The organism is Kitasatospora sp. CB02891 (assembly GCF_002803145.1).
Classification (GTDB): domain Bacteria; phylum Actinomycetota; class Actinomycetes; order Streptomycetales; family Streptomycetaceae; genus Kitasatospora; species Kitasatospora griseola.
In genome coordinates, this window is record NZ_NNBO01000024.1 from 1 (window position 1) to 14,619 (window position 14,619).

The 14,619-nt window shown below is 71.8% G+C and carries 12 protein-coding genes; 6 read left to right on the plus strand and 6 right to left on the minus strand.

Annotation, left to right across the window (positions count from 1 at the left end; all coding sequences use genetic code 11):
* Window positions 1-440: 440 nt before the first annotated feature.
* Genes CG736_RS34135 through CG736_RS34145 form a run of 3 tightly spaced genes read left to right on the plus strand, consistent with a single transcriptional unit; the run spans window position 441 to window position 2,803 of the window.
* A complete protein-coding gene (locus tag CG736_RS34135; protein WP_232734366.1) occupies window positions 441-1,379 on the plus strand; it encodes a hypothetical protein in 939 nt (312 codons plus the stop codon).
* Window positions 1,376-2,113, plus strand: coding sequence for a DUF4166 domain-containing protein (locus CG736_RS34140; protein ID WP_100590008.1), 738 nt, complete (start codon window positions 1,376-1,378; stop codon window positions 2,111-2,113). Before CG736_RS34135 ends, CG736_RS34140 begins: the two co-directional genes overlap by 4 nt.
* Before the next feature lie 48 nt (window positions 2,114-2,161).
* Entirely contained in the window at window positions 2,162-2,803 is a 642-nt protein-coding gene (locus tag CG736_RS34145; protein ID WP_100590064.1) for a TetR/AcrR family transcriptional regulator, read from the plus strand.
* 94 nt (window positions 2,804-2,897) lie between these two features.
* On the opposite strand, the gene CG736_RS34150 is transcribed toward CG736_RS34145, so the two are convergent.
* The 4 genes from CG736_RS34150 to CG736_RS34165 all read right to left on the minus strand — a co-directional run bounded on the left by CG736_RS34150 (window position 2,898) and on the right by CG736_RS34165 (window position 7,403).
* Entirely contained in the window at window positions 2,898-4,421 is a 1,524-nt protein-coding gene (locus CG736_RS34150) for a CoA-acylating methylmalonate-semialdehyde dehydrogenase (RefSeq protein ID WP_100590009.1), read from the minus strand.
* Window positions 4,422-4,528: 107 nt separating this feature from the next.
* The gene (locus tag CG736_RS34155; protein WP_100590010.1) at window positions 4,529-5,308 is read right to left on the minus strand and encodes a hypothetical protein; all 780 of its coding nucleotides are present in this window, start codon (window positions 5,306-5,308) and stop codon (window positions 4,529-4,531) included.
* Window positions 5,309-5,326: 18 nt separating this feature from the next.
* Window positions 5,327-5,776 (minus strand): hypothetical protein, encoded by a 450-nt coding sequence (locus CG736_RS34160; protein ID WP_100590011.1) that lies wholly within the window; start codon window positions 5,774-5,776, stop codon window positions 5,327-5,329.
* Window positions 5,777-5,888: 112 nt separating this feature from the next.
* Window positions 5,889-7,403, minus strand: coding sequence for a gamma-aminobutyraldehyde dehydrogenase (locus CG736_RS34165; RefSeq protein ID WP_100590012.1), 1,515 nt, complete (start codon window positions 7,401-7,403; stop codon window positions 5,889-5,891).
* A gap of 185 nt (window positions 7,404-7,588) precedes the next feature.
* On the opposite strand from CG736_RS34165, the gene CG736_RS34170 reads away from it, so the two are divergent.
* Window positions 7,589-9,235, plus strand: coding sequence for a PucR family transcriptional regulator (locus tag CG736_RS34170; protein ID WP_043916190.1), 1,647 nt, complete (start codon window positions 7,589-7,591; stop codon window positions 9,233-9,235).
* Window positions 9,236-9,348: 113 nt separating this feature from the next.
* Here CG736_RS34170 and CG736_RS34175 read toward each other — a convergent pair whose 3' ends face one another.
* On the minus strand, window positions 9,349-10,707 hold the full coding sequence (locus tag CG736_RS34175; RefSeq protein WP_043916189.1) for an aspartate aminotransferase family protein: 1,359 nt from the start codon (window positions 10,705-10,707) through the stop codon (window positions 9,349-9,351).
* Between the two features lie 179 nt (window positions 10,708-10,886).
* On the minus strand, window positions 10,887-12,332 hold the full coding sequence (locus tag CG736_RS34180; RefSeq protein WP_100590013.1) for a gamma-aminobutyraldehyde dehydrogenase: 1,446 nt from the start codon (window positions 12,330-12,332) through the stop codon (window positions 10,887-10,889).
* Between the two features lie 266 nt (window positions 12,333-12,598).
* Between CG736_RS34180 and CG736_RS34185 the strand changes: the two genes are divergently transcribed.
* Both CG736_RS34185 and CG736_RS34190 read left to right on the plus strand, forming a co-directional pair.
* Window positions 12,599-13,072 (plus strand): Lrp/AsnC family transcriptional regulator, encoded by a 474-nt coding sequence (locus tag CG736_RS34185; protein WP_030458782.1) that lies wholly within the window; start codon window positions 12,599-12,601, stop codon window positions 13,070-13,072.
* Window positions 13,069-14,463, plus strand: coding sequence for an aspartate aminotransferase family protein (locus tag CG736_RS34190; protein ID WP_100590014.1), 1,395 nt, complete (start codon window positions 13,069-13,071; stop codon window positions 14,461-14,463). The genes CG736_RS34185 and CG736_RS34190 overlap by 4 nt, the downstream gene beginning before the upstream one ends.
* Window positions 14,464-14,619 lie beyond the last annotated feature (156 nt).

Genomic DNA, 14,619 nt, shown 5'->3' on the forward strand with positions numbered 1-14,619 from the left:
GTTTCCAGCTTATCAGATGTTTTCCGCTCCGTTTTCCGGAGTTTCAATCCGACTTACTGTTCGTCTTCCCGACCTGACGGCCCGTCCGACGTTTCAAACTCTAGCCGATCCCCGCTCCGAAAAGCGAATCCGCCGCAATCTCCGAAAACGCGCACAGCAAATACGAACGGAGGCGCGAAAAGGACGCGACCCGGCACGGATCAACTGGGTGGTTCTTGAGGATTGGCCGCCCCGGGACCGTCCACACAGATGCGTGTCCGGTGCTCCCTGCCGAGCGACCAGTGAACACTACGCCGGATCCGCCCCAGGTGCAAACACCTCCTGCCGGCGATCCACCGCCACCCCGCAGCATCGACTCTTGAGCGGTCGCTCAAACCTCTGCCATGATGACCGCGCCAAGCGTTGAGCGATCGCTCAAATCTCGCGACAGGGGGACATCCATGCCTGGTCAGGGGCGACGCCCGACCAAACCGATCTATGTGGAGCTGTCGATCCGCACGGATCCGGACACGCTCTGGGAGCTCACCCAGCGGCCGTGGCACCACCAGCGCTGGGACGCCCGATTCAGCCGCATCGACTACCTGGACTCGCCGAGCGAGCACCCACCCGAGCCCGGTGCACAGGAGAAGGAGGAGTCGGAGCCAGTCGGGTTCCGGTACCTGCTGGGGCTGTCAAAGGGGCCGGCACTGACGGGAAGCGGGGTCACCACAGCCGAGCGGCGGCGAGCCGACGGGCAGCGGGTGAGTGCGTTGCGCTTCGCGTCCGACTCGGGCTGGTCCCCGCTGCAGGAGGGGGCGGGGTACTGGCGCTACCTGCCCAGCCGTTCCGAGGACCCGGCGACTGACCGGACGTCGGCGGACGGCGCGGCGTCCCGCGTCACCTTCGTCACCGGCTACGACTACCGCAGCTGGCGTTGGCGCGGCGGTGCGCAGCTGGACCGCTTTCTGGTGCGGCCGTTCGTGGGGTGGCTGACGGCCTGGTCGTTCGACCGGCTGCGGCTGTGGGCGGAGCGTGGGATCCCGCCGGAGCGGGCATTGGTGCACGGGCTGGCCGAGGTGGCGGTCCGGGCGGGAGCTGCGGCGCTGGCGGGAGTGCTGGACGCGGCGGTCACGGGGCAGGCCGTCGCGGGTGTGCTCACGGCGGGCGTGGTGCTGGTGTTCTCGGCGCTCGTCCCGCCCTGCCCGGTCACTCCTGCTGCCCGCCGCTGCCGTCGTCGTCCGCGCCCGGGTGCTCGCGGCCGGGCTGCCGCCCGCGCGCCCCGTCTGCTGGCCGCGCTCGCCCCGCCGTCCGACCGCCCCGCTCCCTCTCCGAGCCGGAAGCACCTCTCCCCACGCCGACCCAGCGGGAACCTGGGCGCGATCACCCTGGAGCAGTCATGACCGTCACAGTTGCCGTCACCGACCCGGCCGGCTCCCCCGCCGCCGCGGCTCCGAGCCGTTCGATCTTCCATGCGGCGCTCGGCGCGGACTTCGAGCGTCTGCACCCGGAGTTGCAGCGCCGGTTCGGCTTCTCCAGTGCGGACGGGATCGCCTGTGTCGGAACGGGACGGATGGATCGGATCGAGCGCGGGTCGCGGCTGCTGGTGCCGTTTCTCCGGGTGGGGGCGCGCCGCAACGTCCTGTTTCCGGAGCAGGGGCGGGACATACCGTTCACGATCGCCAATTACGCGTACCGGGACGGGTTCGGACGGGAGACGGTGACGTTCGTGCGGACGTTCCAGTTCGCCCGGCCGCGGCGGTTCGACGCGACGATGGTGGCGGCGCAGGGCCGGCCGGGGACGGTGCTCGACTATCTGGGGACGCACCAGCAGTTGGCGGTGGACCTGCGGCTGGGGGTGACGGCGCGCGGCGGGCTGGTGATCTCCTCGGGGGCGCAGCGGGTGGCGTCGTTGGTCGGGGCGCCGGTGGTGCCGGAGCTGCTGACGGGGCGGGCGGAGTTGCACGAGTGGTTCGACGACGAGGCGGGGCGGTTCCGGATCCGGGTGCGGGTGAGCAATCCGGTGGTGGGGCTGGTGCTGGGGTACCAGGGGTGGTTCACGGCGGAGTACCCGCGGGTGGGGGCGGAGGGGATCCCGCGTCATGTGCGTCCGCTGCGCGAGCGCTTCCGGATGTAGCGGATGGGTCGGGACGGCGGGCAGCGGGCGGCGACTACGCTGCGGCGCATGGGCGACACACGTGAGCGGTTGATGGATGCGGCGATCAGTGCGCTCAAGCGGCAGGGGATCTCGGGGGTGTCGGCGCGGAGCATCGCCGGGGAGATCGGGGCCAATCAGGCGCTGGTGTTCTACCACTTCAAGACGGTGGAGGGGCTGCTCGCGGCGGCGGCGCTGCGCGAGACGGGGCTGCGGTTGGAGCGGTACCGCGAGCGGTTCGCGGAGGTGCGGTCGCTGCGCGAGCTGCTGACGGTGGGCCAGGAGCTGCACGCGCGGGAGCGGGCGGAGGGGAACGTCGCGCTGCTGGGTCAGTTCCTGGCGGGGGCGACGGGGTACCCGCAGCTCGCGGACGTGTCGGCGGAGGCGCTGCGGCTGTGGACGGCGGAGATCGAGGCCGTCCTCGGCCGGCTGTTCGCCGGGCATCCGCTGGCGGAGTTCCTCGACCTGGCGGGGTTGGCGCAGGCGGTGACGGCCGGGTTCGTGGGTCTGGAGCTGTACGAGGGTGTGGACCCGGCGGGGGCGGCGGGGGCGTTCGGCGCGCTGGACCAGTTGGGGCTGCTGGTGGAGGTGGTGGACGGCCTCGGACCGGTGGTGTCGCGGGCGGTGCGGGCGACGGTGCGCCGTCAGGTGAGGAACAACGGCGCGGAGTAGTGCGGCGCCCCCGCGGAGCGGGAACGCCGGACGGCCGGCCCCCTGGCAGGGGGCCGGCTGTCCGTGTCGTGTCCCGGGGCCGGGCTCGACAGCCTCAGCTGTTGGTCGGGAACCCGAGGTTGATGCCGCCGTGCGAGGGGTCGAGCCAGCGCTGGGTGACGGCCTTGCCGCGGGTGAAGAACTGGACGCCGTCGGCGCCGTAGGCGTGGCTGTCGCCGAACAGCGAGGCCTTCCAGCCGCCGAAGGAGTAGTAGGCGACGGGGACGGGGATCGGCACGTTGATGCCGACCATGCCGACCTCGACCTCGTTCTGGAAGCGCCGGGCCGCGCCGCCGTCGTTGGTGAAGATGGCGGTGCCGTTGCCGTACGGGTTGTCGTTGATCAGTTCCAGGCCCTCGTCGTAGGAGGGGACCCGGACGACCGACAGGATCGGGCCGAAGATCTCGTCGTTGTAGACGGACATGCCCGGCTTGACGTGGTCGAACAGGGTGGGGCCGAGCCAGAAGCCGTCGGTGGTGGGGGCGCCGGAGGCGTCCTCGCCGGCGATGGCGTGCTTGCGGCCGTCGACGGCGAGTTCGGCGCCGTCCGCGACACCGGACTCGACGTAGGAGGTGACCTTGTCGCGGTGCTGGCCGGTGACCAGCGGGCCCATCTCGGAGTCGCCGTTGCAGCCGGGGCCGACCTTGAGGGTGGCCATCCGCTCCTTGATCTTGGCGACCAGCTCGTCGCCGATCGGGTCGACGGCGACCAGCACGGAGACGGCCATGCAGCGCTCGCCGGCCGCGCCGAAGCCGGCGTTGATGGCGGCGTCGGCGGCCAGGTCGAGGTCGGCGTCGGGGAGCACCAGCATGTGGTTCTTGGCGCCGCCGAGGGCCTGCACGCGCTTGCCGTAGCGGGTGCCGGTCTCGTACACGTAGCGGGCGATCGGGGTGGAGCCGACGAAGGAGACGGACTTGATGTCGGGGTGCTCCAGCAGGCGGTCGACCGCGACCTTGTCGCCGTGCACGACGTTGAAGACGCCGTCGGGGAGGCCGGCTTCCTTCCACAGTTCGGCGATGAAGTTGGCGGCGGACGGGTCCTTCTCGGAGGGCTTCAGGACGACCGTGTTGCCGGCCGCGATGGCGATCGGGAAGAACCACATCGGCACCATGGCCGGGAAGTTGAACGGCGAGATGATGGCGACCGGGCCGAGCGGCTGACGGATCGAGTAGACGTCGACGCCGGTGGAGGCCTGCTCGGTGAAGCCGCCCTTGATCAGCTGCGGGATGCCGCAGGCGTACTCGACGACTTCCTGGCCGCGGGCGAGCTCGCCGAGGGCGTCGGAGTGCACCTTGCCGTGCTCGGCGACGATGATCGCGGCGAGCTCGTCCTTGCGGGCGTTGAACAGCTCGCGGAAGTTGAACAGCACCTGGGTGCGCTTGGCGATGGACGCCTTGCGCCAGGAGGCGAAGGCCTGGGCGGCGGCGGCGACCGCCTGGTCGACCTCGGCGATCTCGGCGAAGTCGACCTGGCCGGTGGTCTGGCCGGTGGCCGGGTCGAAGATGTCGCCGCGGCGGGGCGCGGTTCCGGCGGTGGCGACGGACTGGCCGCCGATCCAGTGGGTGATGTGCTTGCTCAAGGGTCTCTGCCTCCGACTGTCCACGGATGTCCCGCGCTCGTTCTCCAGTCTGCTCCGCGCATCCGGCCCGCTCAACGAGCACCCTGACGGGGAAGCGCGATTCACCCTTACAGGTCGTCGGGCGCGGCGTCGGGGGCTTCCTCGGCGCTCTCCGCGGCGTCCAGGTAGGGGTCGTGCAGGCCGTCGGCGAGTTCGGTGGTCTCCAGCAGATCGAGCCGCAGGTCCTGGGCCCAGTGCTCGGCCCACTGCCGGGTGTCGGCGGCGCCGGACGGGAGCAGCGCGGCGGCGCTCTCCAGCCGGTCGGCGAGCGTCCCTGCGGTGAACTCCTCGTCGAACGCGCCGGCCAGGGCGAGGAGTTGGCCCTCGCGCAGGCGGGCGGTGACGGCGTGCAGGGCGAACAGGTCGGCGGGCAGGGCGCGTTCGCAGAGGGTGAGGACGGCGAGCGCGGCGGCGTCGTCCAGGGCGGCGACGGGGAGCGGGGCGCCGTCGGGCAGCACGGGCGGGTGGCGCAGCGGTTCGCGCCGCAGTTCGACGCGGAGCGCCGGGCGGGCCGGGTCCGGGAGCCCGAGGCCGGCGGTGCGGCCGGCGGTGACGGCGAGTTGGTGGCGGCGGGCGGTGCCGGTGCTGTCCGCGGTGCGGTGGCCGGCGGCGCGCAGGGTCTCGGCGAGTCCGGTGGCGAGGTCGGCGAGCGGCGGGCCGTCGGCGCAGACCAGCAGCAGGTCGGCGCCGTGGCGGTGGACGGGCAGGCCGTGCAGGCGGAGTGCGTCGGCCCCGGCCAGCGCGAGGGCGTGCTGCAGGCAGTACGGCTGGGCGTCGGCGAGCAGGCGGGTGCGGTCGGTGTGCTGGTCCCGGGCGGGTGGCCCGGGGTCGGCAGTGCTGGTGTCCATGGGGACAGTGTGGTCCGCTCAGCGGGGGAAGCGCGGGCAGCGCAGGTGCGCGGCGGTGTCGTGCAGGGCCAGCGCGAGGGCGGCGGGGTCGACGAGGCGTCCGCTGCGGTGCGGGGGGATCAGCCAGTGCGGGCCGCGGCCGGGGCGGTCGGGGTGCGGGACGGCGATCCAGGTGCCGTCGCCGGAGCGGCGGATGCCGGTGCCGACCCAGTGGTCGGCGGTGCCGACGGGGACGAGGAAGCCGACGGTGTCGTCGGCCGGGTCCTCCAGGACGGGTCCGCCGCCGGGCCGGTCGAGCAGCGCGGCGGCGGGGCGGCCGAGCGGGCCCGGGGCGTGCAGTACGTCCCAGCGGCGGCCGGCGGGCAGCAGGGCGAGGCCGGTGCGCTCCCAGCGGCGGCGGCAGCTGTCGGGGTCGGGGGCGGCGGCGGCCAGCCAGTGCAGGGCGCTGGGGTGGCGGGTGGTGCTCACGTGCGGTTCCTCGTCTCTCCCGGATGACACGCGGTGGGCGTTGTCATCCGGGAGAGCGGGGTACCGGCGGTCTCTTACACGGATCGCGGACCCCGGTGGGCCCGAGGACCGGTCAGCGGTCGCCGAAGATGGTGCGGTGCCAGTCCTTGCGGGCGACCGCGGTGGTGTCGAACATGACGTGCTTGACCTGGGTGTACTCGTCGAGCGAGTACTGCGACATGTCCTTGCCGTAGCCGGAGGCCTTGTACCCGCCGTGCGGCATCTCGCTGATGATCGGGATGTGGTCGTTGACCCAGACGCAGCCGGCGGCGATCTCGCGGGTGGCGCGCAGCGAGCGGTGGATGTCGCGGGTCCAGGCCGAGGCGGCCAGGCCGTAGGGGGTGTCGTTGGCGAGCCGCAGGCCCTCCTCGTCGCTGTCGAAGGGCAGCACGACGAGCACGGGGCCGAAGATCTCGCCCTGGACGACCTCGCTGTCCTGGGTGGCGCCGGTGATCAGGGTGGGGCGGTAGTAAGCGCCGAGCGACAGGTCGGTGCCGTCGTGGCCCTTGCCGTCGGCGGGGCCGCCGGTGACCACGGTGGCGTAGGAGCGGGCGCGCTCGACGAAGCCGGCGACGCGGTCGCGGTGGGTGAAGGAGACCAGCGGGCCCAGGTCGGTCTGCGGGTTCATCGGGTCGCCGAGGCGGATCGCGGCGTACAGCTCGGCGACGCCGGCCACGAAGGCGTCGTACAGCGGGCGCTGGACGTAGGCGCGGGTGGCGGCGGTGCAGTCCTGGCCGCTGTTGATCAGCGAGCCGGCGACGGCGCCGTGCACGGCGGCGTCCAGGTCGGCGTCGTCGAAGACCACGAACGGGGCCTTGCCGCCGAGTTCGAGGTGGGTGCGCTTGACGGTGGCGGTGGCGATCTCGGCGACCCGCTTGCCGACGGCGGTGGAGCCGGTGAAGGACACCATGGCGACGTCGGGGTGGCCGATCAGGTGCTCGCCGGCGGTGCGTCCGGCGCCGGTGATCACGTTGACGACGCCGTCGGGGATGCCGGCGTCGGTGCAGGCCCGGGCGAACATCAGCGAGGTGAGCGGGGTGATCTCGGCGGGCTTCAGGACGATGGTGTTGCCGGCCGCGATCGCCGGGAGGATCTTCCAGGCGGCCATCTGCAGCGGGTAGTTCCACGGCGCGATGCTGCCGATCACGCCGACCGCCTCGCGGCGCACGTACGAGGTGTGGTCGCCGCTGTACTCGCCGGCGGCCTTGCCTTCGAGGTTGCGGGCGGCGCCGGCGAAGAACGCGGTGTTGTCGATGGTGCCGGGGACGTCGAACTCGGTGGACAGCTTGATCGGCTTGCCGGTCTGCGCGGTCTCCACCCGGGCGAACTGTCCGGCCCGCTCGGCGAGGATGCCGGCCAGGCGGTTCAGCGCCTCGGAGCGGGCGCCCGGGGTGGCGCCGGACCACTCGGGGAGCGCGCCGCGGGCCGCGGCGACCGCGGCGTCGACGTCGGCGGTGGTGGCGAGCTCGACCTGCTGGACGGTGCTGCCGTCGGCGGGGTTGACCACGTTGAACGGCTCGCCGCCCGAGCCCCGGGTCAGACGGCCCGCGAGGTACTGCGCGCCGTCGTTGAAGCTGGTCAGGTCCATGAGTTGCCTCCATTGCCTACTCGACCCGGCCGACGATGCCTCGGTTCGGGGGTCGGAGGCAAGCGTCACTCAGCAACGGCCCCGGCGGGCGGTCTTACAGGCTGCAAGGCTCCGCCCTGGGCGACAGGGCGTCGCGCCCGAGCATGATTCACTTGACACCCTGAAACCCCCTGGAGGTGTCCGCGATGCTGCCCACCGTCGCCCGCGTGCTCGATCTCGACGTGATGCGGCGCGGCCTGCCCCAGGTGGTGGCCGGAGCCTCCGCGTTGGAGCGGCCGGTGCGCTGGGTGCACGTCAGCGAGCTGCCGGACCTGGCAGGGCTGCTGCACGGCGGCGAGCTGGTGCTGTCCACGGGCATCGCGCTTCCGGAGGACCGGGACGGCCTGGCCCGCTACGTGCGGGAGCTGGCCGAGGTCGGGGTGGCCGGGCTGGTGATCGAGTTCGGCCGGCGCTACTTCGACTCGCTGCCCCGGGCCCTGGTGGCGGCCGCCGAGCGGCACAACCTGCCGCTGGTGGTGCTGCGCCGGGAGCTGAAGTTCGTCGCCGTCACCGAGGCGGTGCACGCGCTGGTGGTGAACGCGCAGCTGGAGCAGCTGCGGGTGTCCGAGGCCGTGCACCAGGTGTTCAACGAGCTGGCCACCGAGGGCGCGGAGCCCGCCGAGGTGGTCCGGCAGGTCGGCCGGATGGCGGGCGCGCCGGTGGTGCTGGAGAACCTCGCCCACCAGGTGCTGGCGCACGCCACGGCGGGCCGCGGCGAGCACGAGCTGCTGGAGAACTGGGAGCACCGCTCGCGCGGCGTCAACCCGCCGGGCCGCACCGGCTACGACCCGCGCTCGGGCTGGCTGGTGACCACGGTCGGCGCGCGCGGCCAGGACTGGGGCCGGCTGGTGCTGGTCGACGAGCCGGCGCCGCTCCCCCCGGACGTGCCGCACCCGCACGCGATGCTGCTGGAGCGCGGCGCGGCCACCCTCGCGCTGAACCGGCTGGTGGTGCGCGACCGCGAGTCGTTGGAGCGGCAGACCCACCGCACCCTGCTGTCGGGCATCCTCACCCACGCGCTCACCGTCTCCGAGGTGTCGCTGCGCGCCCAGGCGCTGGGCGTCCCGCTGGAGGGCCGCCGGCTGGTCGGCGTGGTGCTGAGGCAGCGTCAGGGCCCGCTGCCCGCCGCCCTGGAGGCGCAGGCCCGGCTGCGCGACTTCACCGAGCTGGCGGCCACCGCGATCCGCTCCGCCCGGCTGTCCGCGCTGGTCGGCGCGCTGGACGACGAGGGCGTGGGCGTGCTGATCGCGCTCGGCTCGCAGCAGGACGAGCACACCTCGCTGGAGGCGTTCGCCGCGGCGCTGCGCCGGCTGTCCGCGGAGGCGGGCCGGGACGGCGCGGCGGCCGAGCCGGTGATAGCGGTCGGCTCCTCGGTGGGCTCGGTCCGCGACGCCCGCCGCGCCCTGCTGGAGGCCACCCAGGTCGCCGACGCCGCCCTGCACGACGCCCCGGGCAGCCGCGCCGCGTACTACCGCCTGCCCGACGTCCGCCTGCGCGGCCTGCTCCACCTGCTGCGCGACGACGAGCGCCTGCAGACCTACGTGGAGCGCGAACTCGGTCCGCTGCTGGCCCACGACGCCGAGCACGGCGGCCAGTTGGTGCAGATGCTGCGGATCTATCTGGAGCAGGGCCGCAACAAGTCCGCGGCCGCGGACGCCGCCCACCTGTCCCGCCCGTCCTTCTACGACCGCCTGCACAAGGTCGAGCGCATCCTCGGCGTCGACCTCGACCAGGTGGAGTCCTGCCTCTCCCTGCACGTGGCCCTGCTGGCACTGGACGCGGTGCGCCGCTGACGGCGTCGGCGCGGCCCGAGGCGGCCGACGCTGCGGTGACGGTGTCGACGTGCCGGCGACCGCAGCGCGGAAGGCCCCGGGCGATCGCCCGGGGCCTTCCGCCTGGTGTCTCGTCAGACCGTGTGCGCGTCGGTGAGGGTGAGCACCTCGTCCAGGACGGCGAGGCCGGTCTTGGCGTCCTCCTCGCTGATGTTGCACGGCGGGACGACGTGGAACCGGTTCATGTTGGTGAACGGCCACAGGCCGCGCTGCTTGCAGGCCGCGGCGAGCTGCGCCATCGGCGCGTTGTCGGCGCCGGCCGCGTTGTAGGGCACCAGCGGCTCGCGGGTCTCGCGGTTCTTCACCAGGTCGAGCGCCCAGAACACGCCGAGGCCGCGGACCTCGCCGATCGAGGGGTGGCGCTCCGCCAGCTCGCGCAGGCCGGGGCCGAGCACGTTCTCGCCGATGTGCTTGGCGTTCTCCACGATGCCCTCCTCGGCCATCGTGTTGATGGTGGCCACGGCGGAGGCGCAGGCCAGCGGGTGGCCGGAGTAGGTGAGGCCGCCGGGGAACGCCTTCTGCGCGAAGGTCTCGGCGATCGCGCCGGAGATGGCCACGCCACCGAGCGGCAGGTAGCCGGAGTTGACGCCCTTGGCGAAGGTCAGCAGGTCGGGGGTGATGCCCCAGTGGTCGGCGGCGAACCACTCGCCGGTGCGGCCGAACCCGGCCATCACCTCGTCCAGGATGAAGACGATGCCGTACTTGTCGCAGATCTCGCGGACGCCCGCCAGGTAGCCGGCCGGCGGCACCAGGATGCCGGCGGTGCCGACCACGGTCTCCAGGATGATCGCCGCGACGGTCCCGGGGCCCTCGAACGCGAGGGTCTGCTCCAGGTGGGCGAGCGCGCGCTCGCACTCCTGGGCCTCGTTCTCGGCGTGGAAGTTCGAACGGTAGGCGTACGGGCCCCAGAAGTGCACGATGCCGGAGACGCCGGTCTCGTTCGCCCAGCGCCGCGGGTCGCCGGTCAGGGTGATCGCGTTGGCGGTGGCGCCGTGGTACGAGCGGTAGGTGGAGAGCACCTTGTGCCGGCCGGTGTGCAGCCGGGCCATCCGGATCGCGTTCTCGTTCGCCTCGGCGCCGCCGTTGGTGAAGAAGATCTTGTCCAGGTCGCCGGGGGTGCGCTCGGCGATCAGCCGGGCGGCCTCGCTGCGCGACTCCTCGGCGAAGCCCGGGGCGATGGTGCACAGCTGGGCGGCCTTCGCCTGGATCGCCGCGACCACCTTCGGGTGCTGGTGGCCGATGTTGGTGTTCACCAGCTGCGAGGAGAAGTCCAGGTAGCGGTTGCCGTCGTAGTCCCAGAAGTAGGAGCCCTCGGCGCCGGCCACCGCGAGGGGGTCGATCAGTGCCTGGGCGGACCACGAGTGGAAGACGTGCGCGCGGTCGGCGGCCTTGACGGCCTGCCCGGCGACCGAGTCAGCGGTGGGAGTGCTCATGCCCCCAGGTTAGGGAGCCGTCCGACGGCTGGGCAGCTTCATGCTGTCACAGGAGCGTCGCGCCGCCCTGACAGGGTGAAAAACCAGGGGCGCGACGGAACTGCGCGCCCGACCGTGCACTCCGCAGAGCGACGGCCGACGGCTCAGTTCCTCGCGCCCCTGCCTGTTCCGCTACCGCGTCAGATCGCGGTCATGACGTGCTTGATCCGGGTGTAGTCCTCGAACCCGTACGAGGACAGGTCCTTGCCGTAGCCGGACTTCTTGAAGCCGCCGTGCGGCATCTCCGCGACCAGCGGGATGTGGGTGTTGATCCACACCGCGCCGAAGTCCAGGCGGCGGGACATCCGCATCGCGCGGGCGTGGTCCTTGGTCCAGACCGAGGAGGCGAGGGCGAACTCGACGCCGTTCGCGTAGTCGACGGCCTGCTCCTCGTCGGTGAACTTCTGCACGGTGATGACCGGGCCGAAGACCTCGTTCTGGATGATCTCGTCGTCCTGGTTCAGGCCGGAGACCACGGTCGGGGCGTAGAAGTAGCCGACCTCGCCGACCCGGTGGCCGCCGGCCTCGACCTTGGCGTGCGCGGGCAGGCGCTCGATGAAGCCGGTGACCTGCTTCAGCTGGTTGGCGTTGTTGAGCGGGCCGTAGAGCACGTCCTCGTCGTCCACGCCACCGGTCTTGATGTCCTTGGCGGCCTTGGCGAGCGCCTCGACGAACGCGTCGTGGATCGACTCGTGCACCAGCACGCGGGTGGCGGCGGTGCAGTCCTGGCCGGCGTTGAAGTAGCCGGCGACCGAGATGCCCTCGACGGCCTCGGCGATGTCGGCGTCCTGGAAGACCACCACGGGGGCCTTGCCGCCGAGCTCCAGGTGGACCCGCTTGACGTCCTTCGCGGCGGACTCGGCGACCTGCATGCCGGCCCGGACCGAGCCGGTGATGGAGGCCATCGCCGGGGTGCGGTGCTCGACCATCAGGCGGCCGGTCTCGCGGTCGCCGCAGATCACGTTGAAGATGCCGGCCGGCAGCTCCATCTCGTTCAGCACGCCGCCGATGATCTCGGCCAGCAGCACGGTGGAGGCGGGGGTGGTGTCGGACGGCTTGAGCACCACGGCGTTGCCCGCGGCGATCGCCGGGGCGAACTTCCACACGGCCATCATCATCGGGTAGTTCCACGGCGCGACCTGCGCGCAGACGCCGACCGGCTCACGGCGGACGATCGAGGTCATCCCGTCCATGTACTCGCCCGCGGCCTTGCCCTCCAGCAGGCGGGCGGCGCCGGCGAAGAAGCGCAGCTGGTCGACCATCGGGCCGATCTCCTCGGAGAGGGTCAGCGCGCGCGGCTTGCCGGTGTTGCGGACCTCGGCGTCGACGATCTCGTCGGCCCGGGCCTCGACCGCGTCGGCGATCTTCAGCAGCAGCTTCTGCCGGGTGGACGGGGTCGAGTCGCGCCAGATCGGGAAGGCGGCGGCTGCGGCGGCCATCGCGGCGTCCACGTCGGAAGCACCGGACAGCGGGGAGGTCGCGTACACCTCGCCCGTGGTCGGGTCGACGATGTCGAGGGTGCGGCCGTCCGCCGCATCGACGAACTCACCGTTGATGTAGTTGCGCAGCGTACGAAGCTCGCTCACGGGTCTCTCCTCGGTCTGGGCCTGCCTCGTTGCATCCCCGCGCGCCAGATTACTCCGGGCCGGGGCGAACACAGCATGTCAGCGACAAGCCACGATCGGCGGCGTGCAGGCTCGCGCGTGTACGTCGCCAGACTACCTCCGACACTGCCGTAATCGACATAGCCCCGCCCGGAGCGCCACGCATTCCGTTCTTGATCATCGAATGCACGACGAAATCAGCAGAACCACCGCTTGCGATTCCTTCGCCCGTCGGGCACAGTGGCGGCGTGGCCAACCGTGACCGGAACGCCAGCGTTCCCCTCGACGCCGCCTCCAAGGCGATCATCGAGCAACTCCAGGAGGACGGGCGCCGTCCGTACGCCGCCATCGGCAAGGCCGTCGGCCTGTCCGAGGCGGCTGTTCGGCAGCGCGTCCAGAAGCTGCTCGACCAGGGCGTGATGCAGATCGTCGCCGTGACCGATCCCCTCACCGTCGGCTTCACCCGCCAGGCGATGGTGGGCATCCGCGTCGAGGGCGACATCGAACCGGTCGCGGACGCGCTGGCCGCGTTCGACGAGGTCGACTACGTGGTCTGCACCGCGGGCTCGTTCGACCTGCTCGCAGAGCTGGTGTGCGAGGACGACGAGCACCTCCTCGAACTGATCAACAAGCGCATCCGCGCGCTTCCCGGCGTGCGGAGCACCGAGAGCTTCGTTTACCTGAAGCTCCGGAAACAGACCTACACCTGGGGCACCCGATGACAGCCGAGCCGGCGCAGAAGGACCTTTCCAAGACCGCCTACGACCACCTGTGGATGCACTTCACCCGCATGTCGTCGTACGAGAACTCCCCCGTGCCGACGATCGTCAAGGGCGAAGGCACCTACGTCTGGGACGACAAGGGGCGCAAGTACCTCGACGGGCTCGCCGGCCTGTTCGTCGTCCAGGCCGGCCACGGCCGCGAGGAGCTGGCCGAGGCCGCTGCCAAGCAGGCCAAGGAGCTCGCCTTCTTCCCGGTGTGGAGCTACGCCCACCCGAAGGCCGTCGAGCTGGCCGAGCGCCTGGCCAACTACGCCCCGGGCGACCTGAACAAGGTCTTCTTCTCCACCGGTGGCGGCGAGGCCGTCGAGACCGCGTGGAAGCTCGCCAAGCAGTACTTCAAGCTGACCGGCAAGCCGACCAAGTACAAGGTCATCTCCCGCGCGGTCGCCTACCACGGCACCCCGCAGGGCGCCCTGTCGATCACCGGCCTGCCGGGCCTGAAGGCCCCGTTCGAGCCGCTGGTGCCGGGCACCCACAAGGCCCCGAACACCAACATCTACCGCGCCCCGTCGTTCCTGACGGCCCCCGACGGCACCGTCGACCCGGAGGCCTACGGCCGCTGGGCCGCCGACGAGATCGAGCAGGCCATCCTCTTCGAGGGCCCCGAGACCGTCGCCGCCGTCTTCGTCGAGCCGGTGCAGAACGCCGGTGGCTGCTTCCCGCCGCCGCCCGGGTACTTCCAGCGCCTGCGCGAGATCTGCGACCGCCACGACGTGCTGCTGGTCTCGGACGAGGTCATCTGCGCCTTCGGCCGCCTGGGCACCATGTTCGGCGCCGACAAGTTCGGCTACCAGCCCGACATGATCACCTGCGCCAAGGGCATGACCTCGGGCTACTCCCCGATCGGCGCCACCATCATCTCGGACCGCCTGGCCGAGCCGTTCTACAAGGGTGACAACACCTTCCTGCACGGCTACACCTTCGGTGGCCACCCGGTCTCCTCCGCGGTGGCGCTGGCCAACCTCGACATCTTCGAGCGCGAGGGCCTGAACCAGCACGTCCTCGACAACGAGTCGGCGTTCCTGGGCACCCTGAACAAGCTGCGCGACCTGCCGATCGTCGGCGACGTACGCGGCAACGGCTACTTCTACGGCATCGAGCTCGTGAAGGACAAGGTCACCAAGGAGTCGTTCAACGACGAAGAGGTCGAGCGCGTCCTCTACGGCTTCCTGTCGAAGGCCCTGTTCGACAACGGCCTGTACTGCCGCGCCGACGACCGTGGCGACCCGGTCATCCAGCTGGCCCCGCCGCTGATCTCCGACCAGTCGACCTTCGACGAGATCGAGCAGATCCTGCGGACCAGCCTGACCGACGCGTGGGCGAAGATCTGATCAGCTGAGCTTTCTGCCCCACCCTCCACCGAAGGGCGGTCCCGACTCCTCACCGTCGGGACCGCCCTTCGGCGTACCCGGGAACGAATCTGCGGCCAACACGCCGCTTTCGCGGCGATTCCTCCCCGTTCGGGTCAGTGCGGCGCACCCGCACGG